This is a genomic window from Pseudomonas sp. GW460-12-10-14-TSB1 (genome assembly GCF_017349775.1).
In the GTDB taxonomy this organism is placed as follows: Bacteria; Pseudomonadota; Gammaproteobacteria; order Pseudomonadales; family Pseudomonadaceae; genus Aquipseudomonas; species Aquipseudomonas piscium.
This window is the reverse complement of record NZ_JACNAC010000002.1, coordinates 13,471-33,182: the sequence shown is the minus strand read 5'-3', so window position 1 is coordinate 33,182 and position 19,712 is coordinate 13,471. Positions and strand designations below refer to the sequence as shown.

General features: G+C 63.0%; 19 protein-coding genes and 1 other RNA gene. 9 read left to right on the top strand and 11 right to left on the bottom strand.

Annotated elements, in window-relative coordinates:
- Window positions 1–61: 61 nt before the first annotated feature.
- The 4 genes from J4D52_RS01645 to J4D52_RS01630 form a co-directional block, all read right to left on the bottom strand.
- Window positions 62–1,177, bottom strand: coding sequence for an ABC transporter permease (locus J4D52_RS01645; protein ID WP_025807085.1), 1,116 nt, complete (start codon window positions 1,175–1,177; stop codon window positions 62–64).
- Window positions 1,177–3,897, bottom strand: a complete 2,721-nt coding sequence (rbbA, locus tag J4D52_RS01640; RefSeq protein ID WP_102676169.1) for a ribosome-associated ATPase/putative transporter RbbA — start codon at window positions 3,895–3,897, stop codon at window positions 1,177–1,179. The genes J4D52_RS01645 and rbbA overlap by 1 nt, the downstream gene beginning before the upstream one ends.
- The gene (locus J4D52_RS01635) at window positions 3,894–4,859 is read right to left on the bottom strand and encodes an HlyD family secretion protein (protein WP_102676170.1); all 966 of its coding nucleotides are present in this window, start codon (window positions 4,857–4,859) and stop codon (window positions 3,894–3,896) included. The genes rbbA and J4D52_RS01635 overlap by 4 nt, the downstream gene beginning before the upstream one ends.
- A 133-nt stretch (window positions 4,860–4,992) precedes the next feature.
- On the bottom strand, window positions 4,993–5,442 hold the full coding sequence (locus tag J4D52_RS01630; protein WP_025807088.1) for an EVE domain-containing protein: 450 nt from the start codon (window positions 5,440–5,442) through the stop codon (window positions 4,993–4,995).
- A gap of 195 nt (window positions 5,443–5,637) precedes the next feature.
- Between J4D52_RS01630 and J4D52_RS01625 the strand changes: the two genes are divergently transcribed.
- On the top strand, window positions 5,638–5,784 hold the full coding sequence (locus tag J4D52_RS01625) for a hypothetical protein (protein ID WP_007926740.1): 147 nt from the start codon (window positions 5,638–5,640) through the stop codon (window positions 5,782–5,784).
- A gap of 34 nt (window positions 5,785–5,818) precedes the next feature.
- Here J4D52_RS01625 and J4D52_RS01620 read toward each other — a convergent pair whose 3' ends face one another.
- From J4D52_RS01620 to J4D52_RS01605, 4 genes are all read right to left on the bottom strand, one after another.
- A complete protein-coding gene (locus J4D52_RS01620; protein ID WP_063433353.1) occupies window positions 5,819–6,424 on the bottom strand; it encodes a 5-formyltetrahydrofolate cyclo-ligase in 606 nt (201 codons plus the stop codon).
- A 119-nt stretch (window positions 6,425–6,543) separates the two neighbouring features.
- Window positions 6,544–6,722: non-coding RNA, 6S RNA (gene ssrS, locus J4D52_RS01615), on the bottom strand.
- Window positions 6,723–6,746: 24 nt separating this feature from the next.
- A complete protein-coding gene (locus J4D52_RS01610; protein ID WP_007926742.1) occupies window positions 6,747–7,070 on the bottom strand; it encodes a cell division protein ZapA in 324 nt (107 codons plus the stop codon).
- Window positions 7,067–7,276: a TIGR02449 family protein gene (locus J4D52_RS01605; protein ID WP_044466189.1), complete on the bottom strand. Its 210-nt coding sequence runs from the start codon at window positions 7,274–7,276 to the stop codon at window positions 7,067–7,069. The genes J4D52_RS01610 and J4D52_RS01605 overlap by 4 nt, the downstream gene beginning before the upstream one ends.
- A 140-nt stretch (window positions 7,277–7,416) precedes the next feature.
- Between J4D52_RS01605 and J4D52_RS01600 the strand changes: the two genes are divergently transcribed.
- From J4D52_RS01600 to gcvH, 8 genes are all read left to right on the top strand, one after another.
- On the top strand, window positions 7,417–7,974 hold the full coding sequence (locus J4D52_RS01600) for a YecA family protein (protein ID WP_009051406.1): 558 nt from the start codon (window positions 7,417–7,419) through the stop codon (window positions 7,972–7,974).
- A gap of 27 nt (window positions 7,975–8,001) precedes the next feature.
- Window positions 8,002–9,336 (top strand): Xaa-Pro aminopeptidase, encoded by a 1,335-nt coding sequence (gene pepP, locus J4D52_RS01595; protein WP_102676171.1) that lies wholly within the window; start codon window positions 8,002–8,004, stop codon window positions 9,334–9,336.
- Complete coding sequence (gene ubiH, locus J4D52_RS01590) at window positions 9,333–10,520, top strand: 2-octaprenyl-6-methoxyphenyl hydroxylase (protein ID WP_102676172.1); 1,188 nt, start codon at window positions 9,333–9,335, stop codon at window positions 10,518–10,520. Before pepP ends, ubiH begins: the two co-directional genes overlap by 4 nt.
- 121 nt (window positions 10,521–10,641) lie before the next feature.
- Window positions 10,642–11,859 (top strand): 2-octaprenyl-3-methyl-6-methoxy-1,4-benzoquinol hydroxylase, encoded by a 1,218-nt coding sequence (locus tag J4D52_RS01585; protein WP_164485825.1) that lies wholly within the window; start codon window positions 10,642–10,644, stop codon window positions 11,857–11,859.
- A gap of 145 nt (window positions 11,860–12,004) precedes the next feature.
- Window positions 12,005–13,006, top strand: a complete 1,002-nt coding sequence (locus J4D52_RS01580) for an extracellular solute-binding protein (RefSeq protein WP_016703211.1) — start codon at window positions 12,005–12,007, stop codon at window positions 13,004–13,006.
- A gap of 94 nt (window positions 13,007–13,100) precedes the next feature.
- Complete coding sequence (locus J4D52_RS01575; RefSeq protein ID WP_110721739.1) at window positions 13,101–14,717, top strand: iron ABC transporter permease; 1,617 nt, start codon at window positions 13,101–13,103, stop codon at window positions 14,715–14,717.
- A gap of 156 nt (window positions 14,718–14,873) precedes the next feature.
- Window positions 14,874–15,956: a glycine cleavage system aminomethyltransferase GcvT gene (gcvT, locus tag J4D52_RS01570; protein WP_102676174.1), complete on the top strand. Its 1,083-nt coding sequence runs from the start codon at window positions 14,874–14,876 to the stop codon at window positions 15,954–15,956.
- Window positions 15,957–16,007: 51 nt separating this feature from the next.
- Window positions 16,008–16,391 carry a glycine cleavage system protein GcvH gene (gene gcvH, locus J4D52_RS01565; protein WP_025807096.1) on the top strand — a complete coding sequence of 128 codons (384 nt, stop codon included), beginning with the start codon at window positions 16,008–16,010 and terminating at the stop codon, window positions 16,389–16,391.
- Window positions 16,392–16,489: 98 nt separating this feature from the next.
- Here gcvH and J4D52_RS01560 read toward each other — a convergent pair whose 3' ends face one another.
- From J4D52_RS01560 to J4D52_RS01550, 3 genes are all read right to left on the bottom strand, one after another.
- Window positions 16,490–17,197, bottom strand: coding sequence for a hypothetical protein (locus J4D52_RS01560; protein ID WP_102676175.1), 708 nt, complete (start codon window positions 17,195–17,197; stop codon window positions 16,490–16,492).
- Between the two features lie 210 nt (window positions 17,198–17,407).
- Window positions 17,408–18,091: a hypothetical protein gene (locus tag J4D52_RS01555; protein ID WP_097306546.1), complete on the bottom strand. Its 684-nt coding sequence runs from the start codon at window positions 18,089–18,091 to the stop codon at window positions 17,408–17,410.
- 384 nt (window positions 18,092–18,475) lie between these two features.
- A complete protein-coding gene (locus J4D52_RS01550; RefSeq protein WP_102676176.1) occupies window positions 18,476–19,618 on the bottom strand; it encodes a DegT/DnrJ/EryC1/StrS aminotransferase family protein in 1,143 nt (380 codons plus the stop codon).
- Window positions 19,619–19,712: the final 94 nt, after the last annotated feature.

Below are 19,712 nucleotides of genomic sequence, written 5' to 3'. Positions count from 1 at the left end.
CTGGCGGCTGATCGCGAGCAAGCTTCGCTCCTACAAGTCACCACTGCGTTCTGAGGCAACCTCAGGACGCCAGGCTCCTGCGAAACCTCGCCAGGGCGATGCCGAAGAACAGCAGGCCGATTACCGCCAGGGCCAGCAGGTCTGGCCAGACCACCCTGATGCCGGCGTCGCGAAACAGGATCGCGGCGCTGAGGCTGACGAAGTGGGTCGACGGCGAGCCCTGCATCACCCATTGCAGCCACTGTGGCATGCTGTCCAACGGGGTGCTGCCGCCCGACAGCAGCAACATCGGGATGATCACCGGAATCGCCAGCAAGCCGAATTGCGGGGTCGAGCGCGCCAGCGTGGCGAGAAAGATCCCCAGCGCGGTGCTGGCGAACAGGTAAAGCGCGGTCACCGCGAGGAACAGCCCCAGAGAACCGGCCAGCGGCACGCCCAGCACACCTTTGACGATCACCTCCAGCGACACCCAGGTGCAGAGCACCACCACCAGCATGTTGCTCCAGATCTTCGCCAGCATGATTTCCAGGGCGGTCAGCGGCAGCACCAGCAGATGGTCGAGGGTGCCGTGCTCGCGCTCGCGCAGCAGCGCCGTGCCGGTCAGGACAATGGCCAGGATGGTGATGTTGTTGACGATCTGGATCACCGCCAGAAACCAGCCGCCCTGCAGATTGGTGTTGAACAGTGCGCGACTGGTCAGCTGGGCGGGCATCCTGCTCGCCGGGTCGGCCTGGCTGTAGTTCGACAGTTCACGCTGGAAAATCCGCCCGATATAACCGGCGCCCATGAAGGCCTGGCTCATGGCCGTGGCGTCGACATTCACTTGCACGCTGGGTTGGCGCCCGGCCAGCAGGTCGTTCTGGAAGTTGGCCGGTACATTGATGACGAAGGTGAACTGGCCGCTGTCCATGACCTGGTCCAGCTGGTCGTAGGGCAATGGCACCGGGTTCTGGAACTCCGGTGGTTGCAGGGCCTCGGCCAGCTGGCGCGAGAGCTGGCTGTGATCTTCGTCCACCAGCGCCACGCTGGCGTTGTGCACGCCGATCACCGAACCGGCCGCGGGCATATAGATGGCCACGGTGAAGGCGTACAGCAGAAACAGCAGCAACACGCTGTCGTGTCGCAGGCTGGTGAGCTCCTTGAGACCCAGGCGCAGGATGTGGCTGAACCGGTGCATCAGGCCTCCTGCTTTTTCAGCATCGCCAGGCTCAGCCCGGTGAACCCGAGGAAGAACCCGAACAGCGCCAGGCACTGCGGCCACAGCTGGCGCAGGTCCAGGGCCTTGGTGAAGGTGCCGACGGCAATGTCGAGGAAGTAACCGGCGGGGAACAACTGCCCCATCAGCGCCGCGGAACCGTCCAGCGACGAGCGCGGCACGATCAGTCCGGAGAACTGGATGGTCGGCAGGCTGGTGATGATCATGGTGCCGAGGATCGCCGCGATCTGGGTGCGGGTGAAGGCGGAGATCAGCAGGCCCAGGCTGGTGGTGGCCAGCACGTACAGCAGGCCGCCGAAGGCCAGGGTCAGGCCGCTGCCCTTGAAGGGCACGCCGAACAGCCAGCGGTTCATGGCCACCAGCAGCGCCAGGTTGATCAGGCTCAGGCCCAGGTAAGGCGCCTGCTTGCCCAGGAGAAACTCCAGGCGCTTGAGCGGCGTGGCATAGAAGTTGGTGATCGACCCCAGCTCCTTCTCGCGCACGATGCCCAGCGCCGTGAGCATCGCCGGGATGAACGCCAGGATCAGCGCCATCACCCCAGGGCCGATGGCATTCACGCTGACCACGTCCTGGTTGTAGCGAAAGCGCGTTTCCAGCCGGGCCGCGGGCGGTCGCCTCAGGGCCGGGCTGCTGTGTTCGGCCAGCAATTCGATATTGGCTTGATGCACCGCTTCGACATAGTTGCGACTGGTCTCGGCGCGGAACGGCATGCCGCCGTCGAGCCAGGCGGCCACCGCGGGCTGGCGCCCGGCGTACAAGTCGCGGCCGAAGCCGGGGGGAATCTCCAGGGCCAGCTTGATTTCCGAGCGTTGCAGGCGGCGGTGCAGTTCGGCGGCGTCACGGATCGGCTTCCGCTCCTTGAAGTAGCGGGAACCGCGGAAGGCTTCCAGGTAGGCGCGGCTTTGCGGTGTCTGGTCCTGGTCGTAGACGGCGAAGGCGAGGTTTTCCACGTCCAGGGAAATGCCGTAGCCAAAGATCACCATCATGAACAGCGCCCCGAGCAAGGCGAAGCTCAGGCGCACCCGGTCGCGCATCAGCTCCTTGCCTTCGCGGGTGGCCACGGCGATCAGGCGCGACAGGCTGAAGCGCCGACCGTCACCGTGAATGGCGCTGGTGACCTCGGGCTGGGCGGTCGCCGGGGGAGCAGGTTCCGGCGCGCCCTGGGCGTCTTCCAGGCAACGGACAAAAGCGGCTTCCAGGGTTTCGCCGGCGAACTGTTGCTGCAGGGCGGCCGGCGTATCGCAGGCCAGCACCTGGCCGGCGTGCATCAGCGAGATGCGGTCGCAGCGCTGGGCCTCGTTCATGAAGTGGGTGGACAGAAAGATCGTCACCCCCTGTTCCCGCGACAACTCAATCAACAGGCGCCAGAAATCGTCTCGGGCCGCCGGGTCCACGCCCGAGGTCGGCTCGTCGAGGATCAACACTTCCGGACGGTGCAGCACCGCCACCGCCAGGGACAAGCGCTGGCGCAAGCCCAGGGGCAGGGCGCCGGAGGGTTGCTCGGCAATCTCCTGGAGGGCGAAGCGGCGGATCAGCTCCTCGATCCGCGGGCCGCTCTCGGCCTTGGGCAGGTCAAACAGCCGGGCGTGCAGCACCAGGTTCTGGCGCACGCTGAGTTCGCCGTACAGCGAAAAACTCTGGGACATGAAACCCACGCGCTTGCGGGTGGCCAGGTCCTTGGCGTCCACCGGGTTGCCCAGCAGCCTGGCGCTGCCCTCGGTGGCCGGCATCAGCCCGGTCAGGACCTTCATGGTGGTGGTCTTGCCGCAGCCGTTGGAGCCGAGGAAACCGAAAATCTCGCCCCGGCCAATGGCGAAGCTGACCTTGTTCACTGCGGTGAAATCGCCGAAACGCAGGGTCAGCTCATGGGCCTCGATGGCGATTTGCTGGTCGCCCGTGGTTCTGGGCGGGATCACCAATGGTTTGCTGTCATGCCCGCTGTCGCCCTGAAAGTGGGTGAAGGCATCGTCGAGCTTGCCGCTGGGCGTGACGATGGCCAGTTCCCGGCTCAAGCCCTGGGCAATCAGCCGGCCGCGGTCGAGCATCAGGCAGTGCTCGAACTGCTCGGCTTCCTCCATATAGGCGGTGGCCACCAGCAGCGTCAGTTGCGGACGCTGGCGGCGAACCTCGTCCACCAGCTCCCAGAAACGCCGACGGGACAGTGGGTCGACGCCAGTGGTGGGCTCGTCGAGGATCAGCAGGTCCGGCTCATGGATCAACGCGCAGCACAGCCCGAGCTTCTGCTTCATCCCACCGGACAGCTTGCCCGCGGGCCTTTCGGCGAAGCGCAGCAGGTCGGTGGCCAGCAACAGGTTGTGCATGCGCTGTTCGCATTGGCTTTTCGACAGGCCGAACAGGGTGGCGAAAAAGCGGATGTTTTCCTGGATCGACAGCTCGGGATACAGGTTGCCGCCCAGGCCCTGGGGCATGAAGGCGATCCGCGCGTACAGACTGTTGCGATGGCGGCGTTGTTCGATGGAGCCGCCGAGCACTTGCAGTTGGCCCTGCTGCAGCTTCTTTACCCCGGCGATCAAGCCCAGCAGGCTCGACTTGCCAGCGCCGTCCGGGCCGATCAGCCCGCAGCGGGTGCCGCCGGGCAGGCTGAAGGCAAGGTCGACCAGGGCCTGTTGCGAGCCATAACGGTGATTGATGCCCGTGGCCTGCAGCGCCAGCTCGTTCATTGCAGGTTGGCCGGCCAGTCCAGGGTCGCCGTGCGCACGTAGCCGGCGCCGGGCATGCCCGGCTTGGCCTGCGGTACGGCGCTGGGTTGGGTCAGCCGCAGCTTGACGCGGAACACCAGTTTTTGGCGTTCATCGTGGGTTTCCACTTCCTTGGGGGTGAACTGGGACTTGGCCGCGACAAAGCTGATTTTCGCCGGCAGCGGCTGGTCGGGCAGGGCGTCGAGCAGGATCCGTGCCTCGCTGCCGACGGCCAGGCGGCCAGTCACCGAGGCGGACAGGTAGAGGTTCATGTACTGGTCGCTCGGGTCGATCAGCAGCAACACCCGGCCGCCGGCGCCCAGCACCTCGCCCGGTTCGGCCAGGCGCAACTGGATGATGCCGTCGATGGGCGCGCGCAGGCTGCTGTCGTCGATCTCGCTGGTCAGCTGGGCGACCAGCGCCTTGGCCGAGCCGATGGCGGCGCGCACCGCGGCGACCTGGGCCTGGGCTGCCTGGACGGCGGCGTTGCCGGTGTTCAGGCGCGCTTGCTGCTGGTCGATGATCTGCTGGCTGGCGTAACCACGATTGAACAGTTCCCGGGAGCGCTTGAGTTCCTGGGTGGCCAGCAGCAGTTCGCTCTGGCGCAGCTGCACATTGGCTTCGGCCGCCGCGAGGTTTTCCCGGGTGCGCACCACGTCGGCCTCGGCCTGGGCGCGCTGGGCTTCCAGGGTGCGGGTGTCCATGCGCGCCAATAGTTGGTCCTTGGACACTTTGTCGCCTTCGTCGACGAGCACTTCGGCCAGGCGTCCGGGCGTCTTGCTGGCGATCTGTACTTCGGTGGCTTCAAGCCGGCCGTTGCCCATGTTCAGGCCTTCGGGCAGGCGGTCCAGGGTGGACTTCCAGTAACCAAAGCCGCCCGCGATCAGCAGCAATGCCAGCAAGGCGAAGGCAAAAAGGCGAGAGGAACGGTGATTCGTCGGCATTGGGGCATCCCTGCGGCAGTAGCGTCCTAGTCTGGCGGCTCAAGTCGTTGGGCGACTTGATGTCCGTCAAATGAACGGGCAAGCCTAGTACGTTGTGTGCGGGATGCCTGCCTGAGTGTCGCTGGCGGCCTGTTCAGCGCAGCGCGAGCACCGCCGCCCACTGTTCGGCGGTCACCGGCATCACGGACAGCCGGCTGCCTTTCTGCACCAGGGGCAGTTCGGCGAGGGCGGTTTGCTGCTTCAGATAGTCCAGGCGCAGCACCTTGGGGAAGGTTTCGACATGGGCTACATCGACGGCGCTCCAGGCGTTTTTCTCGGCGCTGGCCTTGGGATCGAAATGCGGGTTTTCCGGTTCCAGGGCGGTCGGGTCGGGGTAGGCGGCCTCGATGATCCGGCCGATCCCGGCAATGCCCGGTTCGGGGCAGCTGGAGTGATAAAAGAAGAATTGGTCACCCACCGCCATGCTGCGCAGGAAGTTTCGCGCCTGGTAGTTGCGTACACCGTCCCAACGCGCCTGATTCTTGAGTGCCAGGCCCTCGATCGAGAGTTCTTCCGGTTCGGATTTCATCAGCCAATAGGCCATTTTCTTTGCTCTCCAGAGGGGCGCGGGCAAGTTGTCGGGCAATTTTATGACAAACCGACAGTCGGTTGACGCCAGCATTTGCGTGTCGGTTCACGTTATCGCAGAATGCCGGGATTTTAAGCTTGACGCTGCTGCACGGCCTGTTATGGAAACCGTCGCTGTCATCGTGTGTGATTTGCCTGAGGGGGGCAATCGATGCAACGCAAACCGGATTTACTATGGATTTTGGTTATTTTGTTCGGTTTGGGCGTAGTGACAACCGGTTATGCGCAGAGCCTGTGGGCCAACAAGACCGACGCTCCGGTCGAACTCGCGCAACAGCAGCAGCCTTACAAGCGTTGATTCCTTCCAAGGCGCCGCTCTCTTCTGGTGGCGCCTATTTAGCGAAATACCATTTCTTGTCGGTCACCGTTGCTTGCAGCGGTACGTCCCAGCTCGCCTGATCCAGTTTCGCCACTTTCTGACATTCGTGGGCAAGCCCCAGCAGCGTCGGCTTGCGCCAGCTTTTGCGCCGTGCCAGATAGGCCAGGCTGCGATCATAGAAACCACCCCCCATTCCCAGGCGTCCGCCAGCCTCATCGAAGCCGACCAGCGGCAACAGCACCAGGTCTAGCGCCCAGACCTTGCGTTGCCGGGCCTGGCTCACCCGTGGCTCGGGAATGCGGAAGCGGTTGGGGCGCAGCTTTTCGCCGGGGCGAACGCGCTGAAACACCATCTTGGTCTGTGGCCAGGCATTGAGCACCGGCAGATAAGTCGCCTTGCCCCGACGTTGCGCGGCGCGCAGCAGCGGGCGCGGGTCGATTTCACCGTCCATGGGCAGGTAAAGGGAGATGTGCTTGGCGCGGCGGAACAGCGGATGCTGCGCCAGTTGCCGATACAGCCCGCGAGAGGCCTGGCGTTGTTCGCTGGCGGTGAGGGCGCGGCGAGCTTTGCGCAGCATGCGTCGAAGTTGCGGGCGGGAAAGCGGCGCCGGTTCGGTCATGGTCGCTCGGGTCCGGGTGGGGTACGGCAGGACAGCGTATCAAATAACCCGGAAGCCGAAAAAATGGAGCTGAAAAAACAATGCCAGCTATTTGCATAGCTGGCATTGGCATAGAATTCAGGCTCCCCGGATGAACCGCTGTCGACTTAGCCCTTGAACCCGAAAGTTCAAGGCGGAAGATGCAGTAGGCGTTAAGGCTTTCCGTCTAGCGGACATGCACACCGGCCCAACGTGCAACTTCCAGGGTAGTGCGAATCGGCTCAGGGACATCGCCAACTGGCAAGCACCCCAGGGAGTGGTGGGGATTATACCGCAACCACCCTCAGGAATCAGCCTTGGTTGTATCGGTGTCGGTGGCAAGCACCAGATCCACGCGCTCGAGCAGATCGCGCACCTGTTCGCGGGTCGAACCGCTGGCTTGCACGTCAGGGCGGTCCTGCTTGTGCAGCAGGTCGTGGGTGATATTGAGGGCGGCCATCACGGCGATACGATCGGCGCCAATGACTTTGCCGCTGCTGCGGATCTCACGCATCTTGCCATCCAGGTACCGGGCGGCGCTCACCAGATTGCTACGTTCTTCCTGGGGGCAGATGATCGAATACTCTTTGTCGAGGATCTGCACGGTAACGCTATTGCTTGAACTCATGAGTCTTGCTCCAGGGCCTTGAGGCGCGAAATCATCGATTCGACCTTACGCCGGGCGATTTCGTTTTTTTCAATGAGGTGCGCGCGTTCCTCGCGCCAAGTCTTTTCCTGAGCTAATAAGAGTGCGTTTTGACTCTTTAGTTGCTCGACCCGGTCAATTAGCAGTTCGAGTCTAGCCATCAGCGCTTGCAGATCGGTGTCTTCCATTGGATCCCACTGGATTTGTCTGATGAGTGGCAACTGCCTGGGCAAACGAGTTGACGGCCTCGATGGTCTTGGCGCGTCTGCCGATGCTAGGATACAAGGCCTCCATTCTAGACATTGCGCCGCTTGGCGCCTAGCTGCCCATGCCCATTCAGAATTCCCCGTACAACGCCTTCGCCACCCTGCTCAGCAGCAGCGGTCACCCTGTCTCGCCTGCCGAATTGCATGGCCTGTTGCTGGGTCGCAGCTGCGCCGGCGCCGGCTTCGAAGTCGACGGCTGGCTGATCGATGCCGCCGAACTGCTCGAAGGCGAGCCGCAGGACAATGTTCGCAACGCCTTGATCGGCCTGCAGGAAATGGTCAAGGGCGAGCTGACCAGCGACGACATGACCGTCGTTCTGCTGCTGCCCACCGACGACGCCCCGCTGGCCGAGCGCGCCGCGGCCCTGGGGCAATGGTGCCAGGGTTTCCTCACCGGCTTCGGCCTGAACTCCCGCGACAGCAGCGCCCTGAGCGCCGAGGCCACGGAAGTGTTGCAGGACCTTGCGGCGATTGCCCAGGTCCAGGACGCGCTGGAAGAGTCCGACGACGGCGAAAGCGATTACATGGAAGTGATGGAATACCTGCGGGTCGCCCCGCTGCTGCTGTTCACCGAGACCAACAAGACGGTTGAACCGGCCGCCAAGCCTTCTCTGCACTGATCGTTCGATAGGGAAATCCGTCTGCCCATGATCCATATCCCGAAATCGGAATACACCCGCCGCCGCAAGGCGCTCATGGCGCAGATGGAACCCAACAGCATCGCGATACTGCCGGCTGCCGCCGTGGCGATCCGCAACCGCGATGTCGAGCATGTCTACCGCCAGGACAGCGATTTCCAGTACCTCAGCGGCTTCCCCGAACCCCAGGCGGTGATCGTGCTGATGCCCGGTCGCGAGCATGGCGAGTACATCCTGTTCTGCCGTGAACGTAATGCCGAGCGCGAACTCTGGGACGGCCTGCGGGCTGGCCAGGAGGGTGCGATTCGCGACTACGGCGCCGACGATGCCTTCCCCATCACCGATATCGACGACATCCTGCCGGGCCTTATCGAAGGCCGCGACCGAGTGTATTCGGCCATGGGCAGCAACCCCGAGTTCGATCGCCACCTGATGGAGTGGATCAACGTGATCCGCTCCAAGGCGCACCTGGGGGCCCAGCCGCCGAACGAATTCGTTGCCCTGGATCATCTGCTGCACGACATGCGCCTGTATAAATCGGCGGCGGAAGTGAAGGTGATGCGCGAGGCCGCGCGGATTTCCGCTCAGGCTCATATTCGTGCCATGCAGGCCAGCCGCGCCGGTTTGTACGAGTTCAGCCTGGAAGCCGAGTTGGACTACGAGTTCCGTCGGGGCGGGGCGAAGATGCCGGCCTACGGCTCGATCGTCGCCGCCGGGCGCAACAGCTGCATCCTGCATTACCAGCAGAACGACGCGTTGCTCAAGGACGGCGATCTGGTGCTGATCGACGCCGGTTGCGAGATCGACTGTTATGCCAGCGATATCACCCGCACCTGGCCGGTGAACGGCAAGTTTTCCGCCGAGCAGAAGGCGATCTACGAGCTGGTGCTGGCCTCCCAGGAAGCCGCCTTTGCCGAGATCGCGCCGAACAAGCACTGGAACCAGGCTCACGAAGCGACCGTCAGGGTGATCACCGCCGGGCTGGTCAGGCTGGGGCTGCTTGAGGGCGAAGTGGACGAGTTGATCTCCAGCGAAGCCTACAAGGCGTTTTACATGCACCGCGCCGGCCACTGGCTGGGCATGGATGTGCATGACGTCGGCGAGTACAAGGTCGGCGGCGAATGGCGGGTGCTGGAAGTCGGCATGGCCCTGACGGTCGAGCCGGGCATCTACATCGCGCCGGACAATCAGAACGTGGCGAAGAAATGGCGCGGCATTGGCGTGCGCATCGAGGATGACGTGGTGGTAACCAAGCAAGGCTGTGAAATTCTCACCGGTGGCGTGCCGAAGACCGTGGCCGAGATTGAGGCCCTGATGGCCGCCGCACGGAGCCGCGCAGCATGAACCGGGTCAATCTGGCGATCATCGGCGGTGGCCTGGTCGGTGCCAGCCTGGCCCTGGCCCTGCAGGCCGGTGCCAAGGAGCGTGGCTGGAAGATCGTGCTGATCGAACCATTCGCTCCGGGCGATACCTATCAGCCCAGCTACGACGCGCGTTCTTCGGCGCTGTCGTTCGGCGCGCGGCAGATCTATCAACGCCTGGGCGTGTGGCAGGAAATCTCTCGCCGCGCCGAGCCGATCAAACAGATCCATGTCTCCGACCGTGGGCGGTTTTCCACCGCGCGGCTGTCGGCCATGGAGGAGGGCGTTCCCGCCCTGGGTTATGTGGTGGAAAACGCCTGGCTTGGCCAATGCCTGTGGCAGGGGCTGGACAAGGAGGTGGTGAGCTGGCGCTGCCCGGCCGAAGTCACGCGCATGGAGCCGCTGGAAGACGGCTACCGCCTGACCCTAAACGATGAAACCAGCCTGGACTGCGAACTGGCGGTGCTGGCCGACGGCGGTCGCTCCGGGCTGCGGGAGCAGCTGGGTATCGGGGTGAAAAAACGCCCCTACAACCAGAGCGCGCTGATTGCCAATATCACCCCGAGCGAAGCCCATAACGGCATGGCTTTCGAGCGTTTCACCGACGACGGCCCGATGGCCCTGCTGCCGCTGCCGGAGAACCGCTGCGCGCTGGTCTGGACCCGTCTGGGCATGGACGCGCAGCGCCTGGCCGCGCTGGATGAACGCAGTTTCCTCAGCGAATTGCAGGGGATCTTCGGTTATCGCCTGGGCACCCTGAAACAGGTCGGTGCGCGGCATCTTTACCCGCTGTCGCTGGTGGAGGCCGAGGAGCAGGTGCGTCCTCATCTGGTGGTGCTGGGCAACGCTGCCCACAGTCTGCACCCGATTGCCGGGCAGGGTTTCAACCTGTCGTTGCGTGACGCCCAGGCGCTGGCCGATGCCTTGCTGGTCAGCCCGACGCCGCCGGGCGATTTCAGCATCTTGCAGGCCTACCGCGAGCGGCAGCGTCTGGACCAGGACTTGACCGTGGGCTTCTCCGACCAGGTCACCCGCTTGTTCGGCAGCAAGCTGCCGCTGGTGTCCCTGGGACGCAATATCGGGCTGTTGGGCCTGGACCTGCTGCCACCGGCCAAACGCTGGTTCGCGCGGCAAGCCATGGGCCTGGGTACCCGTCCCGATGCGTGAGTGGCTGAGCCCGCGATCGGGCATGGAAATCCAGCACAGTGTCGGCAGCCAGGTAGCGCGGTTCGACAAAACCCTTTACGTGCGGCTCAAGCCGCAAGCGAGACAGGCTTAAAGCATGGAAATGCGTGCAGATCTGCTGATTGTCGGGGCCGGAATGGTCGGGAGCGCCCTGGCGCTGGCGTTGCAGGACAGCGGCCTGGAAGTGCTGCTGCTCGATGGCAGCCCGCTGAAGGTCAAGCCCTTCGACGACGAAGCACCGTTCGAGCCGCGGGTGAGTGCGCTGTCGGCGGCCAGCCAGCGGATTCTCGAACGCCTGGGTGTCTGGGAAGGGGTAACCCGGCGGCGCAGCAGCCCCTATGCCGAGATGCAGGTCTGGGACGGCAGCGGTACCGGGCAGATTCACTTCTCGGCCGCCAGCGTGCATGCCGAGGCGCTGGGCCACATCGTTGAAAATCGGGTGGTCCAGGACGCGCTCCTGGAGCGCCTGCACAACTGCGACATCGGCCTGCTGGCCAATGCCCGCCTGGAGCAGATGCGCCGTTCCGGCGACGACTGGCTGCTGACTCTGGCCGATGGCCGCAGCCTGCGCGCCCCGCTGGTGATCGCCGCCGATGGCGCCAATTCGGCGGTGCGGCGCCTGACCGGCTGCGCCACCCGCGAATGGGATTACCTGCATCATGCCATCGTGACCAGCGTGCGCTGCGCCGAGCCGCACCAAAGGACCGCCTGGCAGCGTTTCACCGACAACGGCCCGCTGGCGTTCCTGCCGCTGGAGCGCGACGGGCTGCACGATTGGTGTTCGATCGTCTGGTCGACCACGCCCAGCGAGGCCGAACGCCTGATGGCGCTGGACGACAGCGACTTCTGCCGAGAGCTGGAGCGCGCCTTCGAAGGCCGCCTGGGCGCGGTGTTGAGCGCCGATCCGCGGCTTTGCGTGCCGTTGCGCCAGCGTCATGCCAAGCGCTACGTGGCAGAAGGCCTGGCCCTGATCGGCGACGCGGCCCATACCATCCATCCGCTGGCCGGGCAGGGGGTCAACCTGGGCTTCCTCGATGCCGCGGTGCTGGCCGAGGTACTGCTGCAGGCGGCCAGCCGCGGCGAACGCCTGGCCGACACCAAGGTGCTCAGTCGTTACGAGCGGCGGCGCATGCCGCACAACCTGGCGCTGATGGCGGCGATGGAAGGCTTCGAACGGCTGTTCCAGGCCGATCCGCTGCCGCTGCGCTGGTTGCGTAACACCGGGCTGAAAATGGTCGACCAGATGCCCGAGGCCAAGGCGCTGTTCGTGCGCCAGGCACTGGGCCTCACCGGGGATTTGCCGGAGCTGGCCAAGGCCTGAGCAAGCCTGCTCGCGGCTCACTCTTGAACCCCGCGCTGCCGAGGCTTCAGCAACATCTCGTAACGCCTCGGCCGCCGGTTCAGTTTGAGAAGCTAAATAGTAGTCCTTATCATTTACTTCCCTTTGATTTCGAGAGACCGCTCCCATGTTGGCACCGAAGCGTCTACTGACCGCCCTGGCCCTCACCCTCATTGGCGGTACTGTCCAGGCAGCCGACGAAGTGGTGGTCTACTCCTCGCGTATCGACGAGCTGATCAAGCCGGTCTTCGATCTCTACACCCAGAAAACCGGGGTCCAGGTGAAGTTCATCACCGACAAGGAAGCGCCGCTGATGCAGCGGATCAAGGCCGAAGGCGAGAACGCCACCGCCGACCTGCTGCTCACCGTCGATGCCGGCAACCTGTGGCAAGCCGAGCAGATGGGCATCCTGCAGCCGTTCACTTCCAAGGTGATCGACGCCAACATCCCCCTGCAATACCGCGCTGCCTCGCATGCCTGGACCGGCCTGAGCCTGCGGGCGCGGACCATCGCCTACTCCACCGCGCGGGTGAAACCGTCCGAACTGACCACCTACGAAGCCCTGGCTGACAAGCAGTGGGAAGGCCGCCTGTGCCTGCGCACGGCGAAGAAGGTCTACAACCAGTCTCTGACCGCGACCCTGATCGAAACCCACGGCGCGGCGAAAACCGAAGAAATCGTCAAGGGCTGGGTCAACAACCTGTCCACCGACGTGTTCTCCGACGACGTCGCGGTGCTCGAGGCGATCAACGCCGGCCAGTGCGACGTGGGCATCGTCAACACCTACTACTACGGCCGCCTGCACAAGCAGAAGCCGGATCTGCCGGTCAAACTGTTCTGGCCGAACCAGGGTGACCGCGGCGTGCACGTCAACCTGTCGGGCATCGGCCTGACCAAGCACGCACCGCACCCGGAAGCCGCCAAGGCCCTGGTGGAATGGATGACCACCGAGGAAGCGCAGAAGATCTTCGCCGACGTGAACCAGGAGTTCCCGGCCAACCCGAGCGTGCCGCCGTCTGCCGAAGTGGCCGCCTGGGGCAAGTTTGTGGCTGACACCCTGCCGGTGGAAGTCGCCGGCAAGCGCCAGGCCGAGGCCATTCGCCTGATGGACCGTGCTGGCTGGAACTGATCCGCTGGTTATACTGCGCCCCGCCTTTGTGGGGCGTTTTGTTTAGCCGGTTCGCAATTGCCTTTTATTGATCCATCTCGCTCGAGAGTCTTTCGTGGCCCATCCCGCCCAACGTCGCTGGTACCCGCTGGTTTTTGCCGTCGCCGCCCTGGTGCTGCTGCCGCTGAGCGTGCTGCTGCTGTCGTGGCAGGTGGTCGACCAGCAGATCTGGTCGCACCTGTGGGAAACCCAGATGCCGCGTCTGTTGGGCAACACCCTGACCCTGGTGCTGGGGGTCGGTGTGGGCGTGACGCTGCTGGGGGTGAGCCTGGCCTGGCTGACCAGCCTCTGCGAGTTTCCCGGACGCCGCTGGCTGGACTGGGCGCTGATGCTGCCCTTTGCGATTCCGGCCTACGTACTGGCCTTTGTCTTCGTCGGCCTGCTGGATTTTTCCGGCCCGGTGCAGACCCTGCTGCGCGAATGGTTCGGCACGGGCCTGCGCCTGCCGCGGGTGCGTTCCACCGGCGGGGTGATCCTGGTCCTGGTGCTGGTGTTCTATCCCTATGTGTATCTGCTGGCGCGCACCGCGTTCCTGGCCCAGGGCAAAGGCCTGATGGAGGCCGCGCGGGTGCTGGGGCAGACGCCCTGGCAGGCGTTCTGGCGCGTGGCCCTGCCCATGGCGCGGCCGGCTATCGGCGCCGGTGTGGCCCTGGCGCTGATGGAAACCCTGGCGGATTTCGGCGCGGTGGCGGTGTTCAACTTCGACACCTTCACCACCGCCATCTACAAGACCTGGTACGGCTTCTTCAGCCTGTCCAGCGCCGCGCAGCTGGCCAGCCTGTTGCTGCTGGCGGTGATGCTGGTGCTGTACGGCGAGCGTCGCGCCCGTGGCGCCAGTCGCTCGGGTAACGAGCGGCCGCGGGGCAAGGCGCTGTACCACCTGCATGGCATCAAGGCCCTGGCGGCCACAAGCTGGTGCGCGCTGGTGTTCGCCTGCGCTTTCGTCATCCCAGTGCTGCAACTGCTGGTGTGGTTCTGGCAGCGTGGCCGTTTCGACCTCGACGAGCGTTATGCCGGGCTGATCCTGCACACCCTGTACCTGGGCGCCATGGCGGCCCTGATCACGGTCAGCGTGGCCCTGCTGCTGGCGTTCGCCCGACGGCTGGCGCCGACCCGGGCGATCCATTCCGGCGTCAGCCTGGCCAACCTGGGGTATGCCTTGCCAGGCTCGGTGCTGGCGGTGTCGATCATGCTGGCGTTCAGTTATCTGGACCGCGAGCTGGTGATCCCGCTGTCGGGCTGGCTCGGTGGGGCGGGTAAACCCTTGCTGCTGGGCAGTCTGGCGGCGTTGCTGCTGGCCTATCTGGTGCGTTTTATCGCAGTGGCCTATGGACCGCTGGAAAGCAGCCTAGCGCGGATCCGCCCTTCGTTGCCGGAAGCGGCGCGCAGCCTGGGGGTCAGCGGGCCACGACTGTTTTTCAAAGTGTATCTGCCGCTTTTGCTGCCCGGCACCCTGAGCGCAGCGTTGCTGGTATTCGTCGATGTGCTCAAGGAAATGCCCGCCACCTTGCTGATGCGCCCGTTCGGCTGGGACACGCTGGCGGTGCGGATCTTCGAGATGACCAGCGAGGGTGAGTGGTCGCGTGCCGCGTTGCCGGCCCTGACCCTGGTCCTGGTGGGATTGCTGCCGGTGATCGGACTGATCCGACGCTCCGCTCATCGAATCGGTTAGGTGCCAGTGTCACACCTTGCGGCTACAATGCGCGGCATTCGGTGCGGTCGATCTTTCTGATCGGGTCTCTTGAATTGTCTGAGAGCCATCTATTACAAGGCTTCCAGCTCATACGGCGACCGTCCGCACCTTCGCCACGCCCGGAAGGAGAAACCCATGGGACAGCGCACGCCTCTGTATGACCTTCATCTCGCCCTGGGCGCGAAGATGGTCGATTTTGGCGGTTGGGATATGCCTCTGCATTACGGCTCGCAGGTCGAGGAGCACCATCAGGTGCGACGCGATTGCGGGGTTTTCGATGTATCCCACATGACCGTGATCGATGTCGACGGACCCCAGGCCAAGGCCTGGCTCCAGCACCTGCTGGCCAACGACGTCGAGCGCCTGCAAAGCCCTGGCAGGGCCTTGTACAGCGCCATGCTCAACGAGCACGGCGGCATCGTCGACGACATGATCGTCTACCGCACCGACGCCGGTTACCGGCTGGTGGTCAACGCCGCCACCCGTGACCAGGACATGGCCTGGATGCAGGCGCAGCTGGGCGCTTTCCAGGTGCAACTGCACGAACGCTCCGAGCTGGCGATGCTGGCGATCCAGGGGCCCCACGCCCGCCACAAGATCGCCGAGTTGGTGGCCCAGTCGCGCGGCACGCTGATCCAGCAACTCAAGCCCTTCGAAGGCCAGGCCGATGGCGACTGGTTCATCGCGCGCACCGGTTACACCGGTGAGGATGGCCTGGAAATCGTCCTGCCGGCCGACCAGGCCCCGGCGTTCTTCAACGATCTGGTGGGCGCGGGCATTTCGCCGATCGGCCTCGGCGCCCGGGACACCCTGCGCCTGGAGGCCGGCATGAACCTGTACGGCCAGGACATTCACCAGGAGGTTTCACCGCTGGTGGCCAACATGGCCTGGAGCATCGCCTGGGAACCGGCGTCGCGTAAGTTCATCGGGCGCACCGCGCTGGAGGCCGAGCGCGCGGGTGGGGTGAAGCACAAACTGGTCGGCCTGGTGCTGGAAGAACGCGGCGTGCTGCGTGCCCACCAGGTGGTGCGCATCGCCGATGTTGGCGAAGGAGAGATCACCAGTGGTAGTTTCTCTCCTACGCTTAGCAAATCGATCGCCCTGGCACGGGTGCCCATAGCTACCGCCGACCGTGCAGAAGTGGAAATCCGTGGCAAGTGGTACCCGGTCCGGGTGGTAAAACCGACCTTCGTGCGTCATGGCAAAACCTTGATCTAACTTATTTCCGGCGGGATCTACCGCTGACATTTCTTCTTGAGGACACAGAACATGAGCGATATCCCTGCTGACCTGCGTTTTGCCGAAAGTCACGAATGGGCCCGTCTGGAAGCCGATGGCACCGTGACCGTGGGCATCAGCGACCACGCTCAGGAAGCCCTGGGCGACGTGGTGTTCGTCGAGCTGACCGAAGTCGGCAATGTCTTCGGCGCTGGCGACCAGGCCGGTGTGGTGGAATCGGTGAAGGCCGCTTCCGACATCTACGCGCCAGTGGCTGGCGAAGTGATCGCGGTCAACGACGACCTGAGCGGCAGCCCGGAGCTGCTCAACAGCGACCCGTACGGCGCCTGGATCTTCAAGCTCAAGCCGGCCAACGCTGCCGACCTTGAGAAGCTGCTCGACGCAGCCGGTTATAAGGCCGCTATCGGCGAATAACCGCTGCCGCAAGCCAAGCCGTTACAAGAGCGCCGTGTTCCCTTATCGGGTATGCGGCGTTTTTCGTTTAAGACAATGCGACAACTCAAGTCACTGGCCTAATGATGGAGCGATCTGGCCAGCAGCACGGCTTTGCTTACCCTGGTGTGAAGTTCGGCTATTTCTTCTGCTGTCAGGCTCAGTGCTGGTTCGCCACTGACCCAGGCGCCCTGGTTGTTGTAGGTGACGGTTTTGGTTTCTCCGTCGTTCACGCTGATGGTGTAAGGATTGGACAGAGTGCTGGGGATTAACGAGCCCGCTGTCTGGCCTGGGCCGAACCATAATTGAAACTCGTTTTTGGGTGTCATGGTGGCGACACCTATATTCATGCCGCCTGAACAGTTCACCCAGAGATTGAGTCCGGTAGAGTCCAATAATATTTCGCTGGGGTTGGCCGAAAGTTCGTTATTTATTGAAACATCTCCTGGCGTGCCACCATTCTTTGCAGGGCTGAATACACCATACTTAGTTAGAGTGGTTATCTGGCCCGTGTTGATGGGCAGGTTTTTTCCTCCCGAAGTAAAGTTGACATCTCCCTCTTGTACGGGCGTGTTTGTAAAATTGACCATGTAAGAGTCATTAGTGATATTGAAGACATTCTTATATTGGTAGGACGGCTGGTTGGGTGCGGCGAAGGGGGGCTTTGCAAACCAGATGACGGTGAAAGTACTGTTTACTTTCTTCGCCAGATAGAGGCTGTAGTTGTTTACCTTTTGCGCAACAAGTTGATCTTCTTCGATATAGACGATGATGGTCTGCTTACTCATGGCTAATCTCACGTTCATCCCGTGGATGATTTCGGTGCAGAGTCTCGAGTCCAGCTGGCCGGGTTCGACGCCATCAACAAAAAAACCCTGTAGATCGGCGATATACAGGGTTTTCTTGTTTGAGCGGCGTTTGCGAGCGAAAGACTGCCAAGGGTATCGCGTGGTGCTCTGCGTCCTGCGCGCAACCGATGCTCGAGCCCGTCCCGCGGACTATGCCGCGATCCCGGCCCTGGCGTGAAGTGCCTTGATTTCAGCGGCGCTCAGGCGTTTGGCCGGTTCGCCGGTCACCCAGGTGCCACTGTCGGTGTAGGTGATGGTGATGCTGCCGCCATCCTGCAGGGTCACCACATAGGGGTTGGACAGGTTGGTGGCGATCAACGAACCGGTTTCCTGAATGTTGCCGAACCAGACTTGGTATTGGCTTTTTGGTGTCAGCGTCGCAGTACCGATGTTCATGCCGCTCTGGCGATTCACCCAGATGTTATTGCCGTTGGAGTCCAGCAGGATTTGATGTGGATTGCCTTGCAGCAGGTTGTTGATGAGAACGTCCGAGGGGACGCCACCGTTCTTGGCCGGGGTGAACACACCGTTGGCATCGAGGGTGGTGATCTGGCCGGTACTGATCGGCAGGTTCTTGCCGCCGGAGGTGAAGGTGACATCGCCACTGCTGACCGGGTCATTGGTGTAGTTGACCATGAACGACGGAGTGGCGACATCGAAGACGTTTCGGTATTGGTAACTAGGGTTGTTGACGGTGGCAATAGGTCCTTTTGATTGCCAGATGACAGTGAAGTCATTGTTTACTTTCTTGGCCAGATAAAGGCTGTAGTTGTTGTTTTTTTGTGCAATCAACTGCTGTTCTTCGATGTATAGAATTATTTGTTGGCTGCTCATTTCTTGAACTCCATTTCGAATAGATTGAAACATGGATTTTGTAACGGTCTTTGCAACTGCGTAGTGGCCTTTTGTCTCAACTGCGCAGTCATAGGTAAACATAGCATGCAAAAAATTGAACTATAGAACTATTGGCTATTGTCTTTGGTGCTGTCGGTATTGCGAAAATTCAATGTTTTGAATCGTGCTGGCTTATCATGTGTTTATGTACGCAGTTAAACAAAGTTTTGTCGGGAGTCTGGTTTTTGGCACAAGGAATCGGGCCGGTGGCGCTGATATATAGCGATTGGCAACTATCTTTATCGCTGAAATAAAAACGCCCAATGCAGGGCATTGAGCGTCTTGGATAGTGCAAGAGCCGGCCGTTCAGGAGCCGGCATCTATTTATGCCTCTTGCAAGACAGCCTTCACCGCCGCTACCGAGCGTTCGACATCGTCCTTGGTCATGGCGGTGAACATCGGCAACGAGACGATCAGGCGTCCCACCCGCTCCGCCACCGGGAACATCCCCTCCTTGAAACCGCGCTCGCGGTACAGGCTCAGCAAGTGAATCGGCGGATAGTGATAGCCGATGCCGATCCCGCGTTCCTGCATCTGCTCCATGAAGGTCGCCCGCGCCGGTTTGCCGTCATGCCGCTCCGGCAGTACCAGCTGGAACAGGTGCCAGTTGCTGTTGCTGAAGTCCGCCGGTGGCAGCTGGGTGCTGTAGCGGGCTTCGAAGTCGCTGCCGAAGCATTCGAAGTAATGTCGGGCCAACTCGCGGCGGTGCGCGGTGAGGGCTTCGAGGTGGGCGAACTGGCCCAGGCCGATGGCGGCCGCGACGTCGGTCATGTTGAATTTGCCGCCCAGCACATCGACGTCCAGGCCGTCGAAGCCGTGGCGGGTCACGCCCTGCAACCGGTACTTCTCCGCCAGGCGCGCCTCTTCGGCGGTGTTCAGCACCAGGGCGCCGCCCTCGCTGCAGGTGACGTTCTTGTTGGCCTGGAAGCTGAAAGACACCAGGTCGCCGCCGGCACCGATGCGCTCGCCGTTCCAGCTTGAGCCCAGCGCCTGGGCGGCATCTTCCACGACCCGCAGGCCGTGTTTGCGCGCCAGGGCGTACAGGCGCGGCATGTCCAGCGGCAGGCCGGCGAGAAACACCGGGATGATCGCCTTGGTCCGTGGCGTGATAGCCGCTTCCACCCGGGCCAGGTCGATGTTGCGGGTCACCGGGTCGATGTCGGCGAACACCGGGGTGGCGCCGACTTCGAGAATCACGTTGGCCGTGGCCACCCAGGAAATCGGCGTGGTGATGACTTCGTCGCCAGGGCCGATGCCGGCGATACGCAGGGCGATCGCCATGGTGCAGGTGCCGGAATTGAAGGTGCGCACCGGGCGCCCACCGCAGTACTGCGAGAGTTGCGCCTCGAAGGCCTGGACCTTGGGCCCGCTGGTGATCCAGCCCGAACGCAGCACGTCGCCGACGCTGGCGATGGTGGCTTCATCGATGGTGGGTTTGGAGAACGGCAGGAAAGGCAGCTGGCTCATGACGATGGGATACCCGATAAGCAGTGGTCGAGGCAGGGCGGCGGGCCGCGCCGGAGTCGAGCATCATGCTACCGCTTCGCCCGGGGTGCCACAC

Excerpts from the sequence above, each read along its gene's own strand:
- J4D52_RS01645 (WP_025807085.1), bottom strand. The coding sequence starts at position 1,177 with ATGCACCGGTTCAGCCACATCCTGCGCCTGGGTCTCAAGGAGCTCACC.
- rbbA (WP_102676169.1), bottom strand. The coding sequence starts at position 3,897 with ATGAACGAGCTGGCGCTGCAGGCCACGGGCATCAATCACCGTTATGGC.
- J4D52_RS01635 (WP_102676170.1), bottom strand. The coding sequence starts at position 4,859 with ATGCCGACGAATCACCGTTCCTCTCGCCTTTTTGCCTTCGCCTTGCTG.
- J4D52_RS01630 (WP_025807088.1), bottom strand. The coding sequence starts at position 5,442 with ATGGCCTATTGGCTGATGAAATCCGAACCGGAAGAACTCTCGATCGAG.
- J4D52_RS01625 (WP_007926740.1), top strand. The coding sequence starts at position 5,638 with ATGCAACGCAAACCGGATTTACTATGGATTTTGGTTATTTTGTTCGGT.
- J4D52_RS01620 (WP_063433353.1), bottom strand. The coding sequence starts at position 6,424 with ATGACCGAACCGGCGCCGCTTTCCCGCCCGCAACTTCGACGCATGCTG.
- J4D52_RS01610 (WP_007926742.1), bottom strand. The coding sequence starts at position 7,070 with ATGAGTTCAAGCAATAGCGTTACCGTGCAGATCCTCGACAAAGAGTAT.
- J4D52_RS01605 (WP_044466189.1), bottom strand. The coding sequence starts at position 7,276 with ATGGAAGACACCGATCTGCAAGCGCTGATGGCTAGACTCGAACTGCTA.
- J4D52_RS01600 (WP_009051406.1), top strand. The coding sequence starts at position 7,417 with ATGCCCATTCAGAATTCCCCGTACAACGCCTTCGCCACCCTGCTCAGC.
- pepP (WP_102676171.1), top strand. The coding sequence starts at position 8,002 with ATGATCCATATCCCGAAATCGGAATACACCCGCCGCCGCAAGGCGCTC.
- ubiH (WP_102676172.1), top strand. The coding sequence starts at position 9,333 with ATGAACCGGGTCAATCTGGCGATCATCGGCGGTGGCCTGGTCGGTGCC.
- J4D52_RS01585 (WP_164485825.1), top strand. The coding sequence starts at position 10,642 with ATGCGTGCAGATCTGCTGATTGTCGGGGCCGGAATGGTCGGGAGCGCC.
- J4D52_RS01580 (WP_016703211.1), top strand. The coding sequence starts at position 12,005 with ATGTTGGCACCGAAGCGTCTACTGACCGCCCTGGCCCTCACCCTCATT.
- gcvT (WP_102676174.1), top strand. The coding sequence starts at position 14,874 with ATGGGACAGCGCACGCCTCTGTATGACCTTCATCTCGCCCTGGGCGCG.
- gcvH (WP_025807096.1), top strand. The coding sequence starts at position 16,008 with ATGAGCGATATCCCTGCTGACCTGCGTTTTGCCGAAAGTCACGAATGG.
- J4D52_RS01560 (WP_102676175.1), bottom strand. The coding sequence starts at position 17,197 with ATGAGTAAGCAGACCATCATCGTCTATATCGAAGAAGATCAACTTGTT.
- J4D52_RS01555 (WP_097306546.1), bottom strand. The coding sequence starts at position 18,091 with ATGAGCAGCCAACAAATAATTCTATACATCGAAGAACAGCAGTTGATT.
- J4D52_RS01550 (WP_102676176.1), bottom strand. The coding sequence starts at position 19,618 with ATGAGCCAGCTGCCTTTCCTGCCGTTCTCCAAACCCACCATCGATGAA.